21 protein-coding genes and 1 pseudogene are annotated in these 23,218 nt (G+C 73.3%); 13 read left to right on the top strand and 9 right to left on the bottom strand.

The annotated features are described in order from the left end of the window. Positions 1–2: 2 nt before the first annotated feature. Positions 3–1,034 carry an ABC transporter ATP-binding protein gene (locus tag ACE4Q9_RS31895; RefSeq protein WP_397987984.1) on the bottom strand — a complete coding sequence of 344 codons (1,032 nt, stop codon included), beginning with the start codon at positions 1,032–1,034 and terminating at the stop codon, positions 3–5. 103 nt (positions 1,035–1,137) lie between these two features. Here ACE4Q9_RS31895 and ACE4Q9_RS31900 point away from each other — a divergent pair, with 103 nt between their 5' ends. Together ACE4Q9_RS31900 and ACE4Q9_RS31905 are read left to right on the top strand one after the other, a co-directional pair. Next, positions 1,138–1,884, top strand: a complete 747-nt coding sequence (locus tag ACE4Q9_RS31900; RefSeq protein WP_397987985.1) for a FadR/GntR family transcriptional regulator — start codon at positions 1,138–1,140, stop codon at positions 1,882–1,884. Positions 1,885–1,922: 38 nt separating this feature from the next. Next, positions 1,923–2,687, top strand: a complete 765-nt coding sequence (locus ACE4Q9_RS31905; protein WP_397987986.1) for a cache domain-containing protein — start codon at positions 1,923–1,925, stop codon at positions 2,685–2,687. A 22-nt stretch (positions 2,688–2,709) separates the two neighbouring features. Here the strand turns inward: ACE4Q9_RS31905 and ACE4Q9_RS31910 are convergent, their stop codons facing one another. Then, positions 2,710–4,188, bottom strand: a complete 1,479-nt coding sequence (locus tag ACE4Q9_RS31910; RefSeq protein ID WP_397987987.1) for a glutamate--cysteine ligase — start codon at positions 4,186–4,188, stop codon at positions 2,710–2,712. 412 nt (positions 4,189–4,600) lie between these two features. Here ACE4Q9_RS31910 and ACE4Q9_RS31915 point away from each other — a divergent pair, with 412 nt between their 5' ends. The 5 genes and pseudogenes from ACE4Q9_RS31915 to ACE4Q9_RS31935 all read left to right on the top strand — a co-directional run bounded on the left by ACE4Q9_RS31915 (position 4,601) and on the right by ACE4Q9_RS31935 (position 9,419). Continuing rightward, positions 4,601–5,401 (top strand): SDR family NAD(P)-dependent oxidoreductase, encoded by an 801-nt coding sequence (locus ACE4Q9_RS31915; RefSeq protein ID WP_397987988.1) that lies wholly within the window; start codon positions 4,601–4,603, stop codon positions 5,399–5,401. Between the two features lie 267 nt (positions 5,402–5,668). Beyond that, positions 5,669–5,806, top strand: a complete 138-nt coding sequence (locus ACE4Q9_RS31920; protein ID WP_397987989.1) for a hypothetical protein — start codon at positions 5,669–5,671, stop codon at positions 5,804–5,806. Between the two features lie 334 nt (positions 5,807–6,140). Beyond that, positions 6,141–6,791: a transcriptional regulator gene (locus ACE4Q9_RS31925; protein WP_397987990.1), complete on the top strand. Its 651-nt coding sequence runs from the start codon at positions 6,141–6,143 to the stop codon at positions 6,789–6,791. A 95-nt stretch (positions 6,792–6,886) separates the two neighbouring features. Next, positions 6,887–7,861 carry a pyridoxal-phosphate dependent enzyme gene (locus tag ACE4Q9_RS31930; protein WP_397987991.1) on the top strand — a complete coding sequence of 325 codons (975 nt, stop codon included), beginning with the start codon at positions 6,887–6,889 and terminating at the stop codon, positions 7,859–7,861. Positions 7,862–7,968: 107 nt separating this feature from the next. Then, a pseudogene (locus ACE4Q9_RS31935) lies at positions 7,969–9,419 on the top strand (WGR domain-containing protein). Positions 9,420–9,444: 25 nt separating this feature from the next. Here the strand turns inward: ACE4Q9_RS31935 and ACE4Q9_RS31940 are convergent. Together ACE4Q9_RS31940 and ACE4Q9_RS31945 are read right to left on the bottom strand one after the other, a co-directional pair. After that, the gene (locus ACE4Q9_RS31940) at positions 9,445–11,010 is read right to left on the bottom strand and encodes a glycerol-3-phosphate dehydrogenase/oxidase (protein WP_397987992.1); all 1,566 of its coding nucleotides are present in this window, start codon (positions 11,008–11,010) and stop codon (positions 9,445–9,447) included. Beyond that, a complete protein-coding gene (locus ACE4Q9_RS31945; protein ID WP_397987993.1) occupies positions 11,007–11,615 on the bottom strand; it encodes a TetR/AcrR family transcriptional regulator in 609 nt (202 codons plus the stop codon). The genes ACE4Q9_RS31940 and ACE4Q9_RS31945 overlap by 4 nt, the downstream gene beginning before the upstream one ends. A 109-nt stretch (positions 11,616–11,724) precedes the next feature. Between ACE4Q9_RS31945 and ACE4Q9_RS31950 the strand changes: the two genes are divergently transcribed. The 3 genes from ACE4Q9_RS31950 to ACE4Q9_RS31960 all read left to right on the top strand — a co-directional run bounded on the left by ACE4Q9_RS31950 (position 11,725) and on the right by ACE4Q9_RS31960 (position 14,710). Then, on the top strand, positions 11,725–13,317 hold the full coding sequence (locus ACE4Q9_RS31950) for an FAD-binding oxidoreductase (RefSeq protein WP_397987994.1): 1,593 nt from the start codon (positions 11,725–11,727) through the stop codon (positions 13,315–13,317). Between the two features lie 83 nt (positions 13,318–13,400). After that, entirely contained in the window at positions 13,401–14,300 is a 900-nt protein-coding gene (locus tag ACE4Q9_RS31955) for a diacylglycerol kinase family protein (RefSeq protein ID WP_397987995.1), read from the top strand. A gap of 71 nt (positions 14,301–14,371) precedes the next feature. Beyond that, a complete protein-coding gene (locus ACE4Q9_RS31960; protein ID WP_397987996.1) occupies positions 14,372–14,710 on the top strand; it encodes an NUDIX hydrolase in 339 nt (112 codons plus the stop codon). 11 nt (positions 14,711–14,721) lie between these two features. On the opposite strand, the gene ACE4Q9_RS31965 is transcribed toward ACE4Q9_RS31960, so the two are convergent. Next, positions 14,722–15,093 carry a thioesterase family protein gene (locus ACE4Q9_RS31965; protein WP_397987997.1) on the bottom strand — a complete coding sequence of 124 codons (372 nt, stop codon included), beginning with the start codon at positions 15,091–15,093 and terminating at the stop codon, positions 14,722–14,724. Positions 15,094–15,198: 105 nt separating this feature from the next. Between ACE4Q9_RS31965 and ACE4Q9_RS31970 the strand changes: the two genes are divergently transcribed. Together ACE4Q9_RS31970 and ACE4Q9_RS31975 are read left to right on the top strand one after the other, a co-directional pair. After that, entirely contained in the window at positions 15,199–16,167 is a 969-nt protein-coding gene (locus ACE4Q9_RS31970; RefSeq protein ID WP_397987998.1) for a Dyp-type peroxidase, read from the top strand. 25 nt (positions 16,168–16,192) lie between these two features. Then, positions 16,193–18,679 (top strand): ATP-dependent Clp protease ATP-binding subunit, encoded by a 2,487-nt coding sequence (locus tag ACE4Q9_RS31975; protein ID WP_397987999.1) that lies wholly within the window; start codon positions 16,193–16,195, stop codon positions 18,677–18,679. A gap of 56 nt (positions 18,680–18,735) precedes the next feature. Here ACE4Q9_RS31975 and ACE4Q9_RS31980 read toward each other — a convergent pair whose 3' ends face one another. From ACE4Q9_RS31980 to ACE4Q9_RS31990, 3 genes are all read right to left on the bottom strand, one after another. Further along, positions 18,736–19,206, bottom strand: a complete 471-nt coding sequence (locus ACE4Q9_RS31980) for a GreA/GreB family elongation factor (protein WP_397988000.1) — start codon at positions 19,204–19,206, stop codon at positions 18,736–18,738. A 116-nt stretch (positions 19,207–19,322) separates the two neighbouring features. After that, positions 19,323–19,916: a YdeI family protein gene (locus tag ACE4Q9_RS31985; protein WP_397988001.1), complete on the bottom strand. Its 594-nt coding sequence runs from the start codon at positions 19,914–19,916 to the stop codon at positions 19,323–19,325. A 78-nt stretch (positions 19,917–19,994) separates the two neighbouring features. Next, positions 19,995–20,963 carry an alpha/beta hydrolase gene (locus ACE4Q9_RS31990; protein ID WP_397988002.1) on the bottom strand — a complete coding sequence of 323 codons (969 nt, stop codon included), beginning with the start codon at positions 20,961–20,963 and terminating at the stop codon, positions 19,995–19,997. Between the two features lie 170 nt (positions 20,964–21,133). Here ACE4Q9_RS31990 and ACE4Q9_RS31995 point away from each other — a divergent pair, with 170 nt between their 5' ends. Then, the gene (locus ACE4Q9_RS31995) at positions 21,134–21,688 is read left to right on the top strand and encodes a YciI family protein (protein ID WP_397988003.1); all 555 of its coding nucleotides are present in this window, start codon (positions 21,134–21,136) and stop codon (positions 21,686–21,688) included. 6 nt (positions 21,689–21,694) lie between these two features. Here the strand turns inward: ACE4Q9_RS31995 and ACE4Q9_RS32000 are convergent, their stop codons facing one another. After that, complete coding sequence (locus tag ACE4Q9_RS32000; RefSeq protein WP_397988004.1) at positions 21,695–23,218, bottom strand: chloride channel protein; 1,524 nt, start codon at positions 23,216–23,218, stop codon at positions 21,695–21,697.

A 23,218-nucleotide genomic window follows, 5' to 3' on the forward strand; every position in this document is an offset into this window, starting at 1 on the left:
GATCAGGAGGGCAGGCGGACGGCGTGGCGGCGGTGCCACTGGAGGCGGACCCGGCTGCCGCGGTAGGCGGCGACGTCCTCGGCGGAGGTCTCCAGGTTCTGCTGCACCGCGGTGAGCCGGCCGCCGCCGTCGAGGTCGACGAGGAGCCGGGTGGTGTCCCCGAGGTAGACGGCATCGGCGACCACGCCCGTGGCGGTGGTGTGTTCGGGCTCGTCCGCCTCCGCGGACTCCTTCAGGACGCGGATCTTCTCCGGGCGGATGTTGTAGACGCCCTCGGCGCCGACGAGCCGCCGGGCCGCCTCTCCGTCGAGCAGGTTGGAAGTGCCGACGAAGGCCGCGACGAAGGGCGTCGCCGGGCGTTCGTAGATCTCCGCGGGGGTGCCGACCTGGGCGATGCGGCCCCGGTCGAAGACGGCGATCCGGTCGCTCATGGTCAGCGCCTCCGCCTGGTCGTGGGTGACGAACACGAAGGTGATCCCCACCTCCCGCTGGATCGCCTTGAGCTCGCTCTGCATCCGCTCCCGCAGCTTCAGGTCGAGGGCGCCCAGCGGCTCGTCCAGGAGCAGCACACGGGGGCGGCCGACGAGGGCGCGGGCGAGCGCGACCCGCTGCCGCTGGCCGCCGGACAGCTGGGCGGGCCGCCGGACGCCGTAGCCCTCCAGCCGCACTTGGGCGAGCGCCTCGCGGGTGCGGGCGAGGCGCTCGGCCTTGGGTACCTTGCGGATCTTCAGCGCGTACGCCACGTTCTGTGCGACCGTCATGTGCGGGAACAGCGCGTAGTCCTGGAAGACGGTGTGCACGTCCCGCTCGAACGGGGCGAGCCCGGTGACCTCCTGTCCGGCCAGCTCGATCCGGCCCGCGTCCGGCGACTCGAACCCGGCCACGAGCCGCAGCACCGTGGTCTTCCCGGAGCCGGACGGGCCGAGCATCGAGAAGAACTCGCCGTCCCGTATCTCCAGATCGACCCCCGCGACGGCGGTCGTCTCGCCGAACGACTTGCGCAGGTCGTGCAGCCGGATCGCAATTCCCTGCATGGGGAACCTTTCTGGCGCGCGGTACGTTGACCGCAAACATATGAAGTCATAGTTCTCAGCTCAAGAGCCCGTTGGGGTAAAGCTTGAGTCAATGCACGAGGTGATGGCTGTGAGGCAGGAACAGATCGACGGCGGCGCCCGCAGGGCCGTGTTCAGCCCGGTGGACAACCGGGCCCGCGTGGACACCGTCGTCCGCCGCCTCGGTGACGCGATAGAACTGGGCCTCCTCGCGGACGGCGAGCAACTGCCGGGCGAGAGCGAACTCGCTGGGCAGCTCGGTGTCTCCACCGTCACGTTGCGGGAGGCCCTCATGGCCCTGCGGCAGCAAGGCCTGCTGGTCACCCGCCGGGGCCGCGGCGGCGGCAGCTTCGTCTCACTGCCCGAGCTGCCCGCGGGGGACCGGCTCAGGATCCGGCTGCGCGGCTGGAGCACCGAGGAACTGCGCGACCTCGGCGACCACTGGGCCGCCCTGTCCGGCGCCGCCGCCCGGCTCGCCGCCCAGCGCACCGAAACCGAGGACCTGATACAACTGCGCCGCACAGCCGAGGAGTTGACGCGGTCCGATGGCGCGGCGGCGCGCTGCCGGCTGTACGGCCGATTCCATGTCGAACTCGCGGCCGCCGCCCAGTCCGCCCGGCTCACCCGTGAACAGCTCACGCTCCAGGGCGAAGTGGGCGCGCTGCCCTGCCTCGTGCTCGCCGACGACTCCTGTCGTGAAGAAGTTGCGGACCGGCAGCGCGGGTTGATCTCCGCCGTGCAGGATGGGGACCACGAAACGGCCGGCACGCTGGCCGAGCGGTGCGTCAGGGAGCCGGTGGCCCGGCTCGTCGCCGTACGCCTCGAACTCTGAGCGCGCCGCGTCCGGTTCCCGGTCCGCTGGAGGACACGATGGGCGTCAGCCCCGAGCTAGCCGCCCCCGGCACGGAGACGGAACTGCGGGTGGCCGCGCGGGTGGGCGGCGCCCTGGAGGCCGTCTTCGACGCGGTCGCCGCCACCCGCGCCGAGGCGACGGCCCTGCTCGCCCGAGTGAGCGCCGAGGGGCGCCCGGCGGTCAGCGCCGACCTCGCCTCCCTCCGCCCCGGACTCCATCAGCGCCTCAGGTGCGGCGAGTTGGTGTCCGGAGCCGGCTTCGTCGCCGCTCCGGGGCTGCTCGCCGATGTGCCCGCCTGGCTGGAGTGGTGGCAGTGCGCCGCCGGGGGCGACGTACGACCGCTGCTGCTCGACCTCGACCCCGGCCGGTCGGCGTACTCCGACTACACCCACTGGGACTGGTTCGCGCTGCCCCGCGCCACCGGACGCCGGGCGGTCGCCGGACCGTACGTCGACTATCTCTGCTCCGACGAGTACAGCCTCACCCTGTCCGAACCGGTGTACGTGCAGGGGGAGTTCGCCGGAGTGGCCGCGGCCGATGTGTATCTGCGCCACTTCGAGACCGCCGTGCTGCCGCTGCTACGGCACCTCGCGCGCCCCGCCCATCTGGTGAACGCCCGCGGCCGCGTCGCCGCCTCCGCGGACCCCGCGCATCTGGCCGGCTCCCTCACCAGGGGACCGGACTTCGGTGAACTGCTGCTCGGGGAGCGCCGGACCGGCGTCCACGAGGGCATGCGTCTTGTGCCGTGCCGGGGGATCCCGCTGGTGCTCGTACTGGCCTGAGAAGCACAGTAGTTGGCGCGGCTCAGTCGACCGGCCAGGTGTGGACCGGGGCGTTGAGGTGCATGTAGTCGATGTACAGCTCCGTCATGCGCCGCAGTGCCTCGTGCCGGGTGCAGTGCGCGGTGCCGATGATGTGGTGGAACATCTCCTTCTGCCACACGGCGCCGTTGCGGGCCGCCACACAGCGCTGCTCGATGATGCCGAGCAGCGGCTCCCGCCAGGCCGCGTCCATCCCGGAGTGCTCCAGGCCGCGGTGGGCGAGCGGCAGCAGCCGGCGCAGCACCAGTTCGGGCGCCGTGACCTCGCCGGCGCCGGGCCAGTACAGCAGCGCCTCCATGCCGTGCCGGGCGGCGCTGTGCAGATTCTCCTCGGCGGCCTTGAAGGACATCCGCGACCACACCGGCCGGTCCTCCTCGACCAGCGCGCGGGTGAGCCCGTAGTAGAAGGCGCCGTTGGCGAGGGTGTCGGCGACGGTCGGTCCGGCGGGCAGCACCCGGTTCTCCACGCGGATGTGCGGCCGGTCGCGGAAGACGGCGTAGACGGGGCGGTTCCAGCGGTAGATCGTGCCGTTGTGCAGGGTGAGTTCACCGAGCTCGGGCACGTCGCCGCGGTCCAGCGTCTCCATCGGGTCCTCGTCGTCGCACAGCGGGAGCAGGGCGGGAAAATAGCGCACGTTCTCCTCGAACAGGTCGAAGACGCTGGTGATCCATCGCTCCCCGAACCACACCCGCGGCCGTACGCCCTGCACCTTGATCTCCTGCGGACGGGTGTCCGTGGCCTGTTCGAACAGCGGGATCCGGGTCTCGTGCCACAGCTCCTTGCCGAACAGGAAGGGCGCGTTCGCCGCGAGCGCCACCTGGACGCCGGCGATGGCCTGCGCCGCGTTCCAGTAGCCGGCGAACTCCTCCGGGGAGACCTGGAGATGGAACTGGGTGCTGGTGCAGGCGGCTTCCGGGGTGATGCTGTCCGCGTAGGTGCGCAGCCGGTCGACGCCGTCCACCTCGATGCGCAGGTCCTCGCCGCGGGCCGCGAAGACCTGGTCGTTGAGCAGCCGGTAGCGGGGGTTCTCCGACAGCGTCTCCTCGCCGATGTCCGCCTGCCGCAGCGTGGGCAGGATGCCGACCGTGATCAGCCGGGCGCCGACCGTGCGCGCCCGTTCGTCGGCGTGGTCCAGCGCGGCCCGTATCTCCGACTCCCAGGCGTCCGGTCCGCCCGCCGTCAGCCGCCTCGGCGGCACATTGATCTCGAGGTTGAAGCGGCCCAGCTCGGTCGACCACGCCGGGTCGGAGATCGCGTCCAGCACATCGCTGTTGCGCATGGCCGGCTCGGCGTCGTCGTCCACCAGATTCAGCTCTATCTCCAGGCCGACCTGCGGCCGCTCGGCGTCGAACCGCGCCTCCCGCAGCATCTTCGCGAACGCGTCCAGGCACTCCTGCATCTTGACCCGGTACCGGCGGCGGTCCTCGCGGGTGAACACGAGCGCCGGGACGTCACGTCCCATCGCGCCTCCAGGGTGACCCTCGTCGGACGGTCTCATCGTCGGACAGTCTCATCCCAATGTCGCACCATCGGTGGTGGGCCACCACGCGGCCCCTCGGCGGGGGCCACGACGCGGCTCCTGGGCGGGGGGTCACGGCGCGGTTCCTGGGCGGGGGCTGTGTGGTCCATTGGCCGGGGCCGTGATGCGGCTTGTCGGCCGGGGCCGGGACGCGGTTCCTGGGCGGGGGCACTGTGCGGTCCATCGGCCGGGGCCGTGATGCGGCTTGTCGGCCGGGGCCAGGGCGCGGTTCCTGCGGCCGGGGCCGGGACTCGGTTCGTGCGGCCGGGGCCGCCACGCGGTCGCGGACCAGCCCGCCCCGGTCGGAGGTGCCCGCCGGGGTTGAGGCCCCGCGACGCTGGTTACCCCTGAGCGTATGAACGAGGAAAAGCCACTCGCCCTGGTGACCGGGGCGTCCAGCGGCATCGGATACGCACTGGCCAGGCAGTTCGCCGAGCACGGCTACGATCTGGTGATCAACGCGGAGGACGGCCGCCTGGACCAGGCGGCGAGCCGGCTGCGGGAGACCGGCGCCGAGGTCCGTGCCGTACGGGCCGACCTCCGGGACGCGGACGGCGTGGACCGGCTGGTCGAGGCGGCGAGCGGCCTGGACATCGACGTCGCCGTGCTCAACGCCGGGGTCGGGCAGGGCGGGGCCTTCACGGACACCGATCTCGCCGACGACCTCTCCGTCATCGACCTGAACGTGACCTCGACCGTACGGCTCGCCAAACCGCTGCTGCGCGGCATGGTCCGACGCGGCACGGGCCGGCTCGCGTTCACGTCCTCGATCGCGGCGACCGCGCCGGGCCCCTTCCAGCCCGTGTACAACGCCTCGAAGTCGTTCGTACAGTCCTTCGCCGAGGCGCTGCGCGAGGAGGTGAAGGACACGGACGTCAGCGTCACCGCGTTCCTGCCCGGACCGACGGACACCGACTTCTTCCGCCGCGCCGACCTCGGCGACACCAAACTCGGCACCATGGAGAAGGACGATCCGGACGACGTCGCCCGGCAGGCGTACGACGCGATCACGCACGGCCGCGGTTCGGTCGTCACCGGCTCCCTGAAGACCAAGGCCCAAGGCGCCGCCAACAAGGTCCTGCCGGACAGCACCAAGGCCGCCATGCACCGCTCGATGACCGAACCGGGGACCGCCGGGGGCGACGAGGGCCAGTAGCCGGCGCGTCGGTCCGCGTACGGCACCCGGCCGGTCCGTCCCGATGTGTCACCCGGTCGGTCCGTCTCCGTTGGCCGCCGGGCGGGCGGCGACGCAAGGTCTGAACGAGATCTTCGGTCGCCGCGGCCGCCCCGGCGCGTCACGGCACTTCCGCACGCTCGCGGTACGCCTCTGCGTGCCGCGGCGCCCCAGACCGGCCCCCGCCACACCGCCGACGCGTCGGCGGTGCCGGTGGGGGGTCGAGCCGGGGCGGGGAACGTTTAATCCATGCGCTCGGGTAGTTCCCCGCCCCGTCCCTCCGCTGCTGCCCCGGTCTCCGAACGCCTGTACGAAACGCTACCCGCCCTCGCCGTGGTCACCGCGGCCGCCGCCACCGGCCGGATCGGCGCGGCCCTCGCCTCCTAAGCCGACGGCCGGATCACCCCGCGCCTCCACTCCACGAGTCGATCGCAACGATCCACCGGAGAGCGACACCCCCTGAGAACCATCGCAACCTCCTCAACGAGAAGGGCCTGCACGACGTCACACCACAGCCGGGTATCCCCCAACAGGGGCACTACGACGAACCCGTGGCGGGCGGCGGGCTGTTCGCCGGACTCGTGGCCCTGGCCAAGGACCGCTGACGCACCGGCCGGGTCCGGTCCCGGCGGTACTCCCTGGACAGTGGCCGGCCGATCGCTTAGCCTCGCTGTCCAGAAATGGATTTCAAGGCTAAGGAGCCTCGGGGGAGGGGCGGCGGATGGACGGAGCGGCGGCGGACGAGCATCTCGTCCGGGAGGCCGAGAAGATCGCCGTCGCCCTGGGCCGGATGTTTCCGGGCCTGTGCGAGGTGGTCCTGCACGACCTGCGCGACGCGGACCGCTCGATCCGGGCCATCGAGAACAACCTGTCGGGCCGTCAGGTGGGCGATCCTGCGACCGAGTTGGGCCTCAGTCGCATCGCCGACCCCGCCTTCCCCGATGTCGTCCAGAACTACCCCAACCGCTTCCCGGACGGCCGCCCGGTGAAAAGCACCTCCATCGGCATCAAGAACGCCGAGGGCCGGTACATCGCGGCGCTCTGCCTCAACCTCGACGTCTCCGTGCTGTCACCCGTCACGCTCGCCCTGGCCAACCTCGTCGCCACCGACAGCGGACACGGCGACCAGCCCCTGGAGACGCTGCGCGACCGCCAGGCACGCGAACTGCGCCGCGCGGTCGAGGAGTTCGCCGCCGAGCGCGGCGCCCCGCCCCGGTCGCTGAGCCGGACGGACAAGAGGGCACTCGTGCGACAGCTCAACCGGGACGGCTACTTCGAGTCCCGCGACGCCGCGCGGACCATCGCCGACCTCCTCGGCGTCTCGCGGGCGACGATCTACAACTACGCGAAACCACCGTCGGATCCGCGGTGAGCCGACGGTCCTCCTCCGGGGCCCGGAGGGACCGGCACGCACCCGGCCGATGCAGCAGCACCGACCAACACCCGGCAAAGAAAGAGGACTTCGCCATGCCCGGCGCCGCCGACCTGCCCGTGACCCTCGACGACATCCGCGCCGCCGCCGCGCGCATCGGGGGCTTCGTCCACCGCACCCCGGTCCTCACCTCGCGCACCCTCGACGAGCGGGTGGGCGCACGGGTGTTCATCAAGTGCGAGAACCTCCAGCGGATGGGCGCCTTCAAGATCCGCGGCGCCTACAACGCCATCGCCCGGCTCGCGCGCGAGGAACGCGCCAAGGGCGTCGCCGCGTTCTCCTCCGGCAACCACGCCCAGGCCACCGCCCTCGCCGCCCGCGAACTGGGCACCAGCGCCGTCATCCTGATGCCCGAGGACGCCCCGCGCTCCAAGATGGAGGCCACCGCCGGATACGGCGCCGAGATCGTCACCTACGACCGCTACACCCAGGACCGCGTGGCGCTCGGCACGGCGCTCGCGAAGGAGCGGGGCCTGACCCTGATCCCGCCCTACGACCACCCGGACGTCATCGCGGGCCAGGGCACCGCCGCCCTCGAACTCCTGGAGGAGGCAGGCCCGTTGGACGTCCTGCTGGTGCCCGTCGGAGGCGGCGGGCTGATCGCCGGGAGCGCCGTCGCGGCCAAGGGAGTGCACCGGGACATCCGGGTCGTCGGCGTGGAGCCGGAGGGCAGCGACGACACCAAGCGCTCCCTGGAGCGGGGCAGCCGGGTCGCGGTCCCCGTGCCCCGCACCGTCGCCGACGGCCAGGCGGTCGCCGTCCCCGGCGAGCTGACCTTCGAGATCAACCGGCGCCTGGTCGACTCGGTCGCGCTGGTCGGCGACGCCGAGATCCTCGACGCGATGCGCTTCGCCTTCGACCGGCTGAAGGCCGTCTTCGAACCCAGCGGTGCCACCGGCCTGGCCGCCCTCCTCGCCGGGCGTGCCGGCGACCTTCCGCCCCGCGTCGGCGTCATCGCCTCGGGCGGCAACATCGACACGCGCCGCTTCGCGGAGCTGCTCGGCGGCTGAGCCGGGCCGGTGCCCCGCCGCCCGGTCGATTGTCAGTGCCCCCGCCTACGGTGTGATCAGTGAGGACCCGCGGGGCGGCCGGGGTCCGCTGTGGGGAGGGGTGTGCCATGTCTGCGGTGACCGCGGCGGAGACGACGTACCTGGAGCTGTCGCAGGAGGGCGGGGGCGCCCACAAGTTCTACGAGGTGCGCGTCGAGGGCCTGGTGGTCACGGTGCGGTACGGCAGGATCGGCGCCGGCGGGCAGACGCAGACCAGCACGTTCCCGACCGTGGAGAAGGCGCGGGCCGCCGCGGCGAAGAAGGTGTGGGAGAAGGTCCGCAAGGGGTACGCCCCGGCGGTGCCGGGCGGCCGGGCCCCGCGGCCGGTGACCCGGCGCGAGGTCAGCTCGGCCCCGTCCACCGCGCGCGCCGTGGCACCGGTGCTGTGGCGGTTCCGGACCGGCTCGGCGGCGTTCGGCATCCATGTGGACGACGACCACTGCTGGGTCGGCAACCAGGCGGGCGACGTCTACACCCTGGACCACGAGGGCACCGTACTGGCTCGCTTCGGCCTGCCGGACGGCGTGAAGTGCCTGGTCGCCGACGACTTCTGGATCTACGCGGGCTGCGACGACGGCAAGGTGTACGACCTGTCCGCCAAACTGCCCTTCGCCGCCTACGACATCGCCGCCGACGTCGACATCTTCTGGCTGGACATCCACGAGGGCGTGCTCAGCGTCTCCGACCGCGCGGGCCGGCTCACCGTCATCGACCACGAGGACGAACACCAGTGGGCCCGCCGCAGCGGCGGCGGGAGCGGCTGGATGGTGCGTGCCGACGACCGCGCCGTCTACCACGGTCACCACCAGGGCGTCACCGCCTACCACCCGGACGGCGGCGGCGAGTTGTGGCACACCGACACCCGCGGCGGGGTGCTGTTCGGCTGGCAGGAGGCCGACGCGGTGTACGCGGGCACCGGGCACCCGTGGTGCAGCGGCTGTCGAAGGCGACCGGCGCGATCGAGGCGACGTACGCTTGCGACGGCGCGGTCTACTCCTGCGCCACCTCGCCGGGCGGCCGGTTCGTCTTCGCGGGTGACTCGGCCTCGTCCGTGTACTGCTTCGACCGCGACGGCACCCGGCTGTGGAAGCTCGGCACGGGCAGCGGCTCCGCGCTGTCGATGCAGTACCGGGACGAGCGGCTGTATCTGGTGACCACCGACGGCTTCCTGGTGTGCGTGGACGCCGGCGAGTCCGCCATCGGTGCGGCCCAGCAGGGCTCGGTGCCGGCCGTCCGCGACGTCAAACTCGCCGCCGCCCTTCCCGCGTACGCCCCGGCCACCGCCGTCGAAGCGGTCGCCACCGTCGCTCAGGCCCCGACCGGTTCCGTCGTCGTGGAGTGCGTCCAGGAATCCGGCAGTCTGCGGGTCCACGTCGTCTCCGGCGGCTACGACCCCTCGTGGAACGTCCAGTTCCCCCGCGCGATACGCGTGCCGGGCGCCCGCTACGTCGTGGACGCCCTGCACCCCGCGGCGGGCGGCTTCTACCGGGTGCGGGGGGACATCCGGCGGCTGGTGTGAGGGCGCCGCCGGACCTCGGACGCCCTCAGCGCAGCACCCCTTCCACCATCACCTCCCGCGCCACCCCCAGCGCCGCCTCCCGGTCCTCCGGGACCAGGCCGATGCGGGTACGGCGGTCCAGCAGGTCGGAGGCGTCCAGTGCGCCCTCGTGCCGGGCCGCCCACACGAGTTCGGCGCGGGTGACCGGATGGCCGGGCAGCACGGGCGCGGCGAGGGCGGGGTCCCCGGCGGCGAGGGCGTGGACGGCCAGGGCTTCCGTGCCGTAGCGGCGGACCAGGCGCCTGGGCACCGGCAGGGCGCGCAGCCGTCCGGGCGCGGCGGCGCCGACCAGCGGCAGCCCGGCGGTGGGGGACGGGGGTACGGAGATCCCACCGGCCGCGGCGGCGGCGTCCACGGCGTCCTGGGCCATCCGGCGGTACGTGGTGAGCTTGCCGCCGACCACCGTGGTCACCCCGTCCGGCGAGGTCAGCACCGCGTGCCGGCGGGAGATGTCGGAGGTGCGGGTCGTCGCGGCGCCGTCCCCCGACAGGTCCAGCAGCGGCCGCAGCCCGGCGAAGGCGCCGACGACCTCGTCGCGGGCGACGGGCACGTCCAGGGCCGAGCCGAGCACGTCCAGCAGGAAGCCGATGTCCGTCTCCGGCACCTCCGGCACATCCGGGACGCCGCCCTCGACGGGCTCGTCGGTGAGGCCGACGTACACCCGGCCGTCCCCTTGGGGCAGCACCAGCACGAAGCGGTTGGTCTCGCCGGGGATCGGGATGTGCAGCCCGGCCGGCAACTCCCCGAGCCGCTCGGAGCGCAGCACCAGATGCGTGCCGCGTGAGGGCCGGATCCGGATGCCGTCGACCAGGCCGCCCGCCCACACCCCGGCGGCGTTGACCACCACACGGGCCCTGATCTCGCCCTCCTCGCCGGTGAGTTCGTCACGGACGCGGGCGCCGCCGCCGGTCAGCTCCAGCACCCGGACGCGGGTCAGCACCCGTGCCCCGTGCGCCGCCGCCGTACGGGCCAGCGCGGTGACCAGCCGGGCGTCGTCGGTGACCCGTCCGTCCCAGGACAGCAGTCCGCCGCGCAGCCCTGCCCCGCGCACCGCGGGCGCCAGGTGCCGCGCCTCCGTCGCCGACAGCCGGCGCGGCGCGGGCAGCACCTGGCGCGGGGTGCGCGCGGCCAGCCGCAGCATGTCCCCGGCCCGCAGCCCGGCCCAGGCGACGGCCGCCTGAGCCGTCGACACCATCGGCGTCAGCGGCAGCACGAACGGCTGCGCGCCGACCAGATGCGGGGCGGTACGGGTCATCAGCACCCCCCGCTCCACCGCGCTCTCGTGCGCCACGTCGAACTGCGCGGACGCCAGATAGCGCAACCCGCCGTGGATGAGCTTGGAACTCCAGCGCGAGGTGCCGAAGGCCAGGTCGTGGGCGTCCACCGCGACGACGTCCAGACCGCGGGCCGCCGCGTCCAGGGCGACTCCGGCCCCGGTCGCGCCGAGCCCGACGACCAGCACGTCGGCCACCCGCCCCGCCGCCTCGGTCAGTTCGCGGGCCCGCCGGGCCGCGCTGAGGGACGAGCCGGGTACCGCCTCGGTGTGACTCATGGCCTGAGGATCCTCTCCAGGAGGGTGCGCAGCTCGCCGAGGAAGGCGGCGGAGTCCAGCTCCGGATCGTCCTCGTCGGTCATCGTGCGCAGGGACAGGGTGAAGGACTGCACCGTCAACAGCAGGGCGCGCGCCTGGCGTTCGGTGTGCGCGCGGCGCACGGAGCCGTCCGCGTGGCCCTCCCGCAGGCTCTCGGTCAGCAGCCCGAGCAGCGCCAGCTGGCTCGCCCCGCGCCGGTCGAGCACATAGGGGAGCAGCAGCTCCGGATCGACGTCGACGATCTTGCGGAACAGGGGGTGCGCCCGGAACGCCTCGACGCCCGCCACCAGCCCCTCCACGATCCGGGTGCGCGTGTCGAGGCCGGGCGCCGGCTCGGGGATCGACCGGCCGGCCACGTCGATCCACTCACGGGTCATCAGATCGCCCACCAGCGTGCGCAGATCCGGCCAGCGCCGGTACAGGGTCATCCGGGAGACACCGGCGCGGCGGGCCACGTCGGCGAGGGTCGTGCGGCGGACCCCGACCGCCAGCACGCAGTCGCGCACCGCGTCGAGGATCGGATCGCTCTCCGCGTCTTCCGTACCGTTGTGACGAATAGGCGTCATGTGTAACAGTGTAACGCCCCCGAGCCGGGCGGACGCCGGCGGACCGTCGCCCGTCGGCCCCGGACACCGCCCGGACCGAGCACACCGACCTTTGTGAGGACGACCTTCAATGGACATGCTGTGGAACGGCTGGGGCGACCCGGCCAAGGCGGCACCGCTGCCCGACTCGGTGACCGGGCTGCTGCGCGACGTGCTCGGTGTCAAGCCGCGCAGCACCCCCGCGCTCGCCCTGGACGACCTCCGCCTGCCCGCCCCCACGGCCGGGCCCGCCGCCCTGGCGGCGCTCGCCGCGGCCGTCGGCGGCGCCGGGCACGTGCGCACCGACGCCGAGAGCCGCGTCCGGCACACCCGCGGCAAGTCCACCCCCGACCTGCTGCGCATCCGCACCGGCGATGTCACCGACGTCCCGCAGGCCGTGGTCCTGCCCGCCACCCACGACGAGGTCATCGCCGTACTGCGCGCCTGCGCGGACCACGCGCTGGCCGTCGTCCCGTTCGGCGGCGGCACCTCCGTCGTCGGCGGACTCGCCCCCGAGCGCGGCGCGTTCATCGCGCTCGACCTGCGCCGCATGGACGCCCTGCTCGACCTCGACCCCGTCTCGCGCACCGCCGTCCTCCAGCCCGGTCTGCGCGCCCCCGAGGCCGAGGCGCTCCTCGCCGGACAGGGCTTCACCCTCGGCCACTTCCCGCAGTCCTTCGAGTGGTCCAGCATCGGCGGCTTCGCCGCGGCCCGCTCCAGCGGCCAGGCGTCCGCCGGATACGGCCGCTTCGACGAGATGGTCCTCGCCCTGACCCTCGCCACCCCCGAGGGCACCGTCGAGACCGGCCGCGCCCCCCGCTCCGCCGCGGGCCCCGACCTGCGCCAGCTGATCCTCGGCTCCGAGGGCGCCTTCGGCGTCATCACCTCCGTGACCGTGCGCGTGCGCCCCCTGCCCGAGACGAAGATCTACGAGGGCTGGCGGTTCGCCTCCTTCGAGGAGGGTGCCGCCGCGCTGCGCAGGCTCGCCCAGGACGGACCGCGCCCGACCGTGCTGCGCCTGTCCGACGAGACCGAGACCCTCATCGGCCTCGCCTCGCCCGACAAGATCGGCGCCGGTCCCGGCCAGAGCGACGCCGGGTGCCTCGCCATCGCCGGCTACGAGGGCACGCCCGAGGAGACCGCGTACCGGCGCGAGCGGGCCGCCGCCGTCCTCACCACCTGCGGCGGCACCCCGCTCGGCACCGAGCCCGGCGAGCGCTGGGCCCACGGCCGCTTCTCCGCGCCGTACCTGCGCGACGCCCTCCTCGACGTCGGCGCCTTCGCCGAGACCCTGGAGACCGCCGCGTTCTGGTCCCGCGTCCCCGAGCTGTACGCGGCGGTGCGCACCGCGCTCACCGACACCCTCACCGCGGCGGGCACCCCGCCGCTGGTGATGTGCCACATCTCCCATGTGTACGAGAACGGCGCCTCGCTGTACTTCACCGTCGTCAGCGCCCAGGGCGAGGACCCGGTGGCCCACTGGACGCCCGCCAAGCACGCGGCCAACGAGGCGATCCTGGCCGCCGGGGGCACCATCTCCCACCACCACGGGGTGGGCACCGACCACCGCGACTGGTATCTCAGGGAGACCGGAGAACTGGCCGCCGAGGCACTGCGCGCCGTCAAGCGCCGCCTCGACCCCGACGGACTGCTCAACCCCGGCGTCCTGCTGCCCACCGACTGACCCGCCCACCGACCGACTCGTCCACCGACTGACTCTCGTCCACCGACCGTCCCCATCCACCGCCTGCCCCGGAGGCACCCCCGATGCGCCAGTTCACCGCCGTCGTCAACCCGACCGCGGGCGGGTCCACCGCGGCGGCCACGCTGCTCCAGGTGGCCCGCCTGCTCAGGGAGGCCGGGGCCGGCCTGGAGACCGAGTACAGCCACAGCCTGGCCGACGCACGGGACATCGCCCGCCGGGCCGGTGAGCGGGGCCGGATCGTGCTCGCCGTCGGCGGCGACGGCATCACCGGCGGCATCGGTGGCGCGCTCAGCGGCACCGGAACCGTGTTCGGCCTCGTACCGGCCGGGCGCGGCAACGACTTCGCCCGCGCCCTCGACCTGCCGGCCGACCCCGCCGCGCTCGCCGACATCCTGCTGCACGCCGAGCCCCGGCCCGTCGACACCATCGAGGTGGAGTCCGCCGTCCACCGGCGCGCCGTGGTCCTCGGCAGCGTCTACGCCGGGGTCGACGCGCTGGCCAACCGGCACGCCAACCACGCCCGGCTGCTGCGCGGCGCCGCCGCCTACTACGCGGGCGGCCTGCGCGCGGTGACCACCTGGCGCCCCGCCGACTACCGCGTCACCGTCGACGGCGAGGAGCACACCCACTGCGGCTACACGGTCGTCGCCGCCAACTCCCCCTACTACGGCTCCGGTCGGCGGATCGCCCCCGGCGCCCGCGTCGACGACGGCCTGCTGCACATCGTGATGATCAAGGACGCGCCCCGCCGGCTGTTCTTCACCCTGATGAACGAACTGAAGACCGGAACCCACATACGCCGCCCCGAAGTCCGCGTCCTGCGCGCCAGGGAACTGCGCATCGAGGCCGCCGGTTCCGTCCCCTACGGCGCCGACGGCGAGGTGGAGGCCACCTTGCCGGTGACCCTCCGGGTGCGGCCCGGCGACCTGCCGGTGCTGTACCGGCCCGCGGACACCGCCTGACCCGTGTGCGGAGGCGCCCGCCGGGGTAGGCCAGCAGCGATCGGGGGAGCCTGACCAGGGGGAGGAAGCGCATGAAGAACGCCGTACAGGCCGTCGTCGTGTACGACGGACGGCTGCTGCTGATCCGGGAGGCGGACGGCTGGGGGCTGCCGTCGGGCGTCGGGCAGCCCGCCGAGACGGCGCAGGCCACCGCCGCCCGCGTCGTCTACGAGACGACCGGCTACCTGGCCGACGGCTCCCCGGCGCTGGACGGCACCGCGGCCGTGCCCTGCCAGCTCCTCAGCGAGGACCCGTCGGACGGCGCCCGGCTCGGCCCCGAGGACATCCGCTGGACGCCGGTCGAACAGACCGCGGCCATCGCGCTGCCCGCGGCCGTGCGTGACTACCTGGCGGGGCACACCCCCGTGTAACCCGGCCCAGGTCAGGGGCCGCCGCAGAGGAACCGCCGCCGGTCCACGACCGCCCGGTCGATCTCGCCCTCCGCGACCGGCAGGCCCCGACCGTCCACGGCCCGCACCGCGAAGGTGAGCCGTCCCGCGCTCGTCCGGGCCGGGGGATCCGCCGTCACCTCGACCCGGCCGCCGACCGGCGTCGCGCGCAGATGCCGCACGCGTACGGCGGTCCCCACCGTGGTCTCGCCCGGACCGGTGAACGGCGCGGCGGCGCGCACGGTCGCCGCCTCCAGCCACGCGATCAGCCGGGGCGTGCCGAGCACCGGCACCTCGCCGCTGCCCGGCGCCCGCGCGGTGTCCGCATCGGTCACCCGGTGCACACGGGCCACCTGGTCGCACACCCCCTCACGCTATGCGCCCACCGGCCCGCCGACCTGCCGAGCCCGCGGGGCCGCGCCATGCTGGAACGGTCCGGCTCCGTCCCGTACGAGAGGAGGCAGGTCCCCGTGCCCGAGTCGCAGCCCGTCGTCGTCCCGCCCGCCAGGGCCGCCGTGTTCCTCGTCGTCACCGTCGACCAGGGCGGCGAGGACACAGTCCGGGACCTGTTGCAGGACGTGGCCGCGCTGCGCCGTTCGATCGCCTTCCGCGCTCCGCCCGAGGAGCTGAGCTGCGTCGTCGGCATCGGCTCCGCCGCCTGGAGCCGGCTGTTCAGCGGGCCGCGCCCCCGCGACCTGCACGCCTTCAGGGAACTGGACGGCCCCCGCCACCGCGCCCCCGGCACGCCGGGCGACCTCCTCTTCCACGTCCGCTGCCGCCGCATGGACCTCTGCTTCGAACTGGCCCGCGTGTTCGCCGAGCGGCTCGACGGCGCGGCCACCGTGGTGGACGAGGTGCACGGCTTCAAGTTCTTCGACGAACGGGATCTGCTCGGCTTCGTGGACGGCAGCGAGAGCCCCGAGGGCCGGGTCGCGGACGACGCGGTCTTCATCGGCGACGAGGACCCGGACTTCCGCGGCGGCAGCTATGTGACCGTGCAGAAGTACCTGCACGACATGAAGGGCTGGAACGCCCTGTCCGTCGAGGAGCAGGAGAAGGCCATCGGGCGCACCAGACTCGCCAACATCGAGCTCCCCGACGACGTCAAACCCGCCGACTCCCACGTGGCCCTCAACACCGTCACCGACGAGCACGGCGACGAACGCAAGATCGTGCGCGAGAACATGCCCTTCGGGAACATCGCGCAGGGCGAGTACGGCACCTACTTCGTCGGCTACGCCCGCACCCCCGAGGTCACGGAGTCCATGCTGCGCAACATGTTCCTCGGCCGGGACACCGCGTCGCACGACCGGATCCTCGACTTCTCCGTGCCGGTCACGGGCTGTCTCTTCCATGTGCCGACCCTCGACTTCCTCGACGATCCCCCCGCCCGGCCTCCGCTTGCGGGCCACCCGGCGCCGGGGTTCAGTGTGTACTGACCCCCCTTGCGCCCCTGGAGTTCTCATGTCGATGCCGTTCGGCACCCCCTTCGGTTCCCAGGACCCCTTCAGCGACCTGCTGAATCGTTTCTTCGGGATGTCGCCGGCCTCCTCCCCGCCCGCGGTGCAGCGCGTGCCGATCGGGCGGCTGCTGACGGAGTCGTCGCAGGAACTCCTCAACCTGGCCGCGCGGCGGGCCGCCGAGGACGGCACCTCGGACCTCGACACGGAGCATCTGCTGTGGGCGGCCACCAAGGTCGAGCCCTCACGCCGGCTGCTGCTCCAGGTGGACGTGGACCCCGACAGCCTCGCGGCCGAGATCGCCAAAGTGCTGCCGCGCGAGTCCGGCCAGCCCTCCGCGCAGCCCGGCCTCACCCCGGCGGCCAAGCGCACCCTCGGCGCCGCCTACGCCCAGTCGCAGGCGGCCGGGGTGTCGTACATCGGCCCCGAGCACATCCTCGCCGCGCTGCTCGGCGACAGCGACAGCGGGGCCGCCCGGCTGCTGCGGGCCGAGGGCATGGACGCCCGCAAGCTCTCGGGCCTCGCCGAACAGACCGCCCGCGGCGAGAACACGCCGGCCGAGCGCAAGCAGCCGGCCACCACCCTGGACGAGTTCGGCCGCGACCTCACCGACGAGGCCAAGGCCGGCAAGCTGGACCCGGTGGTGGGCCGCGCCGAGGAGATCGAGCAGACCGTCGAGATCCTGTCCCGGCGCTCGAAGAACAACCCCGTGCTGATCGGCGAACCCGGCGTCGGCAAGACCGCCATCGTGGAGGGCCTCGCCCAGCGCATCGTGGCCGGCGAGGTCCCCGACACCCTGAAGGACAAGCGGGTCGTCGCGCTCGACCTGTCGGGCATGGTGGCGGGCGCCCAGTACCGGGGCCAGTTCGAGGAGCGGCTGAAGAAGGTCATCGAGGAGGTCCAGGCCGCGAGCGGCAACATCATCCTCTTCATCGACGAACTGCACACGGTCGTCGGCGCCGGGGCCACCGGCGAGGGTGCCATGGACGCGGGCAACATGCTCAAACCCGCCCTGGCACGCGGCGACTTGCACGTCGTCGGCGCCACCACCATCGACGAGTACCGCAAGTACGTCGAGAAGGACGCCGCCCTGGAGCGCCGGTTCCAGCCGGTGATGGTCCCCGAGCCGACCGTCGAGGAGACGGTGCAGATCCTCGAAGGACTGCGGGACGCCTATGAGGCGCATCACCAAGTGCGTTTCGACGACGGTGCGTTGGTGGCCGCCGCCGAGATGTCCGACCGGTACATCACCGACCGCTTCCTGCCCGACAAGGCCATCGACGTCCTGGACCAGGCGGGCGCGCGGGTGCGGCTGCGCAGCGCCGGCCGCTCCACCGAGGTCGTCAGCCGCGAGGACCGCATCGCCAAGCTGCGCCGTGAACTCGAACAGGCCGTGTCCGCCGAGGACTTCGAGCGGGCGTCGGAACTGAAGCGGGAGATCGCCGAGACGGAGGCCGAACTCGCCGGCATCGAGGAGCGCCGCGAGGGCGTCGTCTCCGTCACCGCCGCCGACATCGCCGACATCGTCTCCCGGCGCACCGGCATCCCCGTCTCCCAGCTCACCGCCAGCGAGAAGGAGAAACTCCTCAAGCTGGAGGAGGAGATGCACGCCCGCATCGTCGGCCAGGACGAGGCGGTCACCGCCGTGTCGCAGGCCGTACGACGCAACCGCGCCGGCATGGGCGACCCCAACCGGCCCGTGGGTTCCTTCCTGTTCCTCGGCCCGACCGGTGTCGGCAAGACCGAACTCGCCAAGACACTCGCCGAGTTGCTGTTCGGCGAGGAGGACCGCATGGTCCGCTTCGACATGAGCGAGTTCCAGGAGAAGCACACCGTCGCCCGCCTCGTCGGCGCCCCGCCCGGATACGTCGGCTACGAGGAGGCGGGCCAGCTCACCGAGAAGGTGCGCCGGCAGCCGTACAGCGTCGTGCTGTTCGACGAGGTGGAGAAGGCGCACCCCGACGTCTTCAACACCCTGCTCCAGATCCTGGACGACGGCCGCCTCACCGACTCCCAGGGCCGCACCGTCGACTTCCGGCACTGCGTCGTCATCATGACGTCCAACATCGGCGCGCACCGCATCCTCGACCACAAGGGCGATGTGTCCGAGCTGAAGGACGAGTTGATGGACGATCTGCGGGGCCGTTTCCTGCCGGAGTTCCTCAACCGCATCGACGACATCATCATCTTCCACGGGCTCACCGAGGACGACCTGTCGCAGATCGTGGACCACCTGCTGGACCAGAGCAAGCGCCGGGTGCACGCCCAGGGCATGAAGCTGGAGGTCACCGAGGCCGCGAAGAAGCTGCTCATCGCCCATGGCCACCAGCCGGAGTTCGGCGCCCGCCCGCTGCGCCGCACCATCCAGGCGGAGCTGGACAACCGCATCGCCACGCTGCTGCTGAGCGGCGAGGCCGAGCCGGGGGACACGATCGTCGCCGACGTGGAGAAGGACACCCTGCACTGCTCGGTCCGCAAGCCCGAGAGCTGACCGGCTTCCCGGCTCTCTTACGACTTCCCGGCTTTCTATACGACTTCAGGGCTCTCTTACGAGGGCGAGCCGCCGATCGACTCCACCACCGCGCTCGCGGGGCCGTCCGGGGTGTCGTACCGCACGCTGTCCCCGGCCCGGCGGCCGAGCAGCGCCCGGCCGAGCGGGCTGTCCTCGGTGACCAGGTTCTGGTCCAGCGCCTCGGCGCCCTCGCCGATGGACAGCGTCTCCACGGAGCCGTTCGCGAACCGCACGGTGACCGCGCTGCCCACCCCGACCACATCGGTGCGCGCGGGCCCGGCCTGATCCGCCTCGTGCAGCCGCTCGGTGATGTCCGCGATCCGCCGGTCCAGCCGGTCGAGCTGGTCCACCCGCTGCAACTCGTCCGCCTGGTCGGCCTGGTCCCCCACGTCGGGATCGTCCTTCAGCGTCCCGGCGACCATCCGCCGCTCCTCCCGCAGATCCGCGAGCTCCTGCTCCAACGCGCGCCGCGCTTCGGCACTGATCGGTTCGGGGCCACCGGTCATGACTGCTCCAGTCGACGTCGTTATGCGGCTCGATGAGGCTTTGCTCCCGCATCGTAAGCGGTGGACGGTGGCGGCGGTGGAGGCGGCGCACGGGCGGCAGGCCGTGGCCCGGATCGCTAGGGATGCGGCTTCTTCCCGTCGGCGAGCATGGCGACGAACCGGGCGATGCGCGCTGCCCTGGTCTCGGGCTTCTTCGCCTCCTCGATCCGGTGCAGGACGGAGTAGCGGTTGCGGCCGTCCAGGGTGGTGAAGAACGCGGCGGCCGCCGGGACGGCGTCCAGGGCCGCCCGGAGGTCGTCGGGCACGGTGGCCGCGCGCGGACCGGCGTAGGCCGCCGCCCAGCGGCCGTCCGCGCGGGCCCGTTCCACCTCGCGCAGCCCGGCGGGCCGCATCCGGCCCTCCTCGATGAGGCGTGTCGCCTTCTCCCGGTTGACCTGGGACCACCGGCTGGTGGGCCGCCGGGGAGTGAAGCGCTGGAGCCAGTGGCGTTCGTCCAGCTTCCGCTTCTGGCCGTCGATCCAGCCGAAGCAGAGCGCCGACTCCAGCGCGCCCTGGTAGTCGACCCCACCGGGCCCGGCGACGCCCTTTCGGGCGAGCTTCAGCCAGACCCCCGCGACATCGGCGTGGTTGTCCTCCAGCCACTTCTCCCACTCCTCGGGGGTGGCGAAGAAAAGCACCGGATCGGTCGTGTGGGATGAGCCGCCAGACATGGTCCTCATGAAATCCCGCCGGTGCGCGGCCGGTCAATCGGGCGGGGAGGCGTCCGGTCAATTGGGCGGGGACCGCGATCAGTTCGCGTGCAGCGCCCGGTGCAGGGTACGGGTGGCCAGGTCGATGGCCGCCCGGGCCGCGTGGGTGTCGCGCAGGGCGTTGAGCATGACGAAGTCGTGGATGATGCCCTGGAACCGAACGGCGGTCACCGGGACGCCGGCCGCGCGCAGCTTGGACGCGTACGCCTCGCCCTCGTCGCGCAGGACATCGGCCTCGCCGGTGATGACCAGCGCGGGCGGCAGGCCGCTGAGCTGCTCGGTGGTGGCGCGCAGCGGCGAGGCGGTGATCCGGGCGCGGTCGGACGCGTCGGTCGTGTACTGGTCCCAGAACCACTGCATGCCGTCGCGGCGCAGGAAGTAGCCGGTGGCGAACTGGTGGTACGACGGCGTGTCGAAGTTCGCGTCGGTGACCGGGTAGAACAGCACCTGCTGGACCAGCGCGGGACCGCCGCGCTCCTTGGCCATCAGGGTGAGGGCGGCGCTCATGTTGCCGCCGACCGAGTCCCCGGCCACGGCGAGCCGGGAGCCGTCGAGGTCCTTGGTCGCGCCCTGCTCCACCACCCAGCGGGCGACGGTGTAGTTCTGCTCGATGGCGACGGGGTAGCGGGCCTCGGGGGAGAGGTCGTACTCGGGGAAGACCACCGCGGCCTGTGCGCCGACGGCGAGTTCGCGCACCAGGCGGTCGTGGGTGTGGGCGTTGCCGAACACCCAGCCGGCGCCGTGCACATAGAGGATGACCGGGAGGCTGCCCGAGGCGCCGGGGGGCCGGACGATCCGTGCCCGGACGCTGCCCGTGGGCCCGCCGGAGACGGTGATCCACTCCTCGTCGACCGCCGGTTTCCCGATGTCCCCGGACTGGACCTCGTCGACCGCCTTGCGGCCCTCCGCGGGCGGCAGATCGAACAGGAACGGCGGCTTCGCGGTCGCCGCGGCGAACTCGGCCGCCGCGGGCTCCAGGACCGGCTGCGGCGCTACGGCATCGGACATCGACTCTCCTCGGTATCTCCTGGCCGCCGGACCGGTGGGCGAACGGCCGACGTTCCCACCCTGCACGTTTTGTACCGGCGCCGCACGCGGAGCGCCCCGCCCCCTGGCGCACCCGGCGGCGCCGGGAAAAGGGCGTGCTCGGACGGCGCGCCGCGCGAGAGGGTGGGCGCATGGAGTTCCTCTGCTATCACCGCGACCGGCCCGACTCGCTGCCGCTCCGCATGGCGTTGCTCGAAGATCACTGGTCCTACATGGACCGGTACGACAAGGAGATGATCGCCCGCGGTCCGACGCTCGGACAGGACGGCGAGACCCCCACCGGCAGCCTGCACATCCTGGACCTGCCGGACGCCGCGGCCGCCCGTGCGTTCGCCTTCGACGAGCCCGGCTACCAGGCGGGCGTCTACCGGGACGTGCTGCTGCGGCGCTGGCGGAACCTGCTCGGGCGCACGATGTGGGACTTCCCCGGCGGTCCCGCCGACGGCGACCGCTACCTGGTGCTCGGCCTCGGCGCGGGCGAGGCCGCCGAGCTCGCGGTCCCGGCCGGACGCGGCGACGATCTGATCGCCTACGGCCCCCTGCTTTCCGACGACGGCACCGCCTGGCTGGGCACCGCGGCCCTGCTCCGGGCCCCCGGTCCGGCCGCCGCCCGTGCCTTGCTGACGGTGGACCGGTACGCCGAGGTCGAGGTCCACGCCTGGCGGTTCGGCGGCCGCTCGGGGTGAAGCCGCTCATGTGCCGGGCGGGGCGGGCTCCGGTCGGCGGCTCGTGCGCAGGCGGCTGACGAGGAGGGCGGTGACCGCCGCGAGGACGATCAGCGGCATCTGGTTGTACGCGTCGCGGCCGAGCAGCAGTACCGCCAGGACACAGCTGGTCAGCGGCTGCCCGGTGACGACCGTCGTGGCCGCCGAGATGCCCAGCGCGAACGCGGGGGCGGTCCCGAGCCCCGGCAGGCCCGCGAAGGTGAGGCCGGTCGCCACCCCGATCAGCACCGCGGGAAAGATCGGGCCGCCGCGCAGGCTGCCCAGGCTGATGCCCCAGGCGAGCGCCTTGCAGACAACCAGCGCCACCAGCGCGAGCACCGGCCACCCCCGCGGGTTCTCGGCCAGCTGCCCGAGCGTCGTCTGCCCCGACAGCGCCGCCTCCTCGGGCGAGCGGCCGGTCAGCAGGGCGTACGCCGTCAGACAGACGCCGGCGGCCACGGCGCACACCACCGTGCGGACCGCCGTCGCCTGCGCGGAGGTCCACCGATGGGTGCGCTCCCCGAGGCCGTGGGCCACGGAGACGAGTACGGCGATCAGCGCGGCCACCGGCAGTCCCCACAGGAAGTCGCCCGCGTCGGGGACCGTGTCCGGCGGCACCTTCGGCAGCGCGAGGGCGCCGATCGACAGGCCGGTCCAGTGGCCGAATCCGGTGAACACGAGCGCGCCGGCCCCGCTCGCGGCCAGACAGGGCAGCAACAGCACGGCGAGCCGGGGCCCGGCGAGACCGGCGGCCTCCACGACCATGATGGCGGCGACCACCGGGCCGCCCAGGATGGTGGAGATGGCCGCCGTGGACCCCGCGGTGGCCACCACCGTCGCCGAGGCGGCGTCCGCCGGGTGCCGCCGCAGCACGCGCACCCCGAGCAAGGCGAGCGCGGACCCGACCGCCATCAGCGGCGCCTCGGGGCCGAGGGTGACGCCCAGCGGAAGCGTGAGGACGGCGGCCAGCACCACGCCCGGCAGGGCGCGGGGGCCGATGGGGGCACCGCCCAGGCCGTGCGCCGGGACGTGCCCGCCGGCTCCCGGCAACCGGGTGACGATCGGGGCGAGGAGCAGTCCGGCCAGCGTCAGCGCGGGCAGCGGCCACCACCAGGGGGCCCGCCCGAGCCCGAGCGCGTGCGGCAGCTCCTGCCACACCTGGTGCTGGAGCCAGTGCTGGAGGCCGACGAAGAAGAAGCTGGCGAGCGCGATCGGCACACCGAGACCCAGCGAGAGCACGAGCAGCCGGAGATATCCGCGGCTCAGCAGCGTCCGCGCCGGGTCGCCGCCCGCGGAGGTCTGCTGGCCGCCGGCTGCGGGTGACTGGTCGCGGCCTGCTGCTGAGGGCGGCCCGTCGCCGGGCGTGGATGTCCGCTTGTCGTCGGCTGCGGAGGTCCGCTCGTCGGCAGCCGCCGAAGGCTGCCCGGAACCCGCCGCGGCGGGCCGCCCGTCTCCCCCCGTCGAGGACCGCCCGTCGTCGGCCGGGGAAGGCTGTCCGACCGTGTCGCTCAC

It is taken from the genome of Streptomyces sp. AM6-12 (genome assembly GCF_044327085.1).
GTDB lineage: Bacteria > Actinomycetota > Actinomycetes > Streptomycetales > Streptomycetaceae > Streptomyces.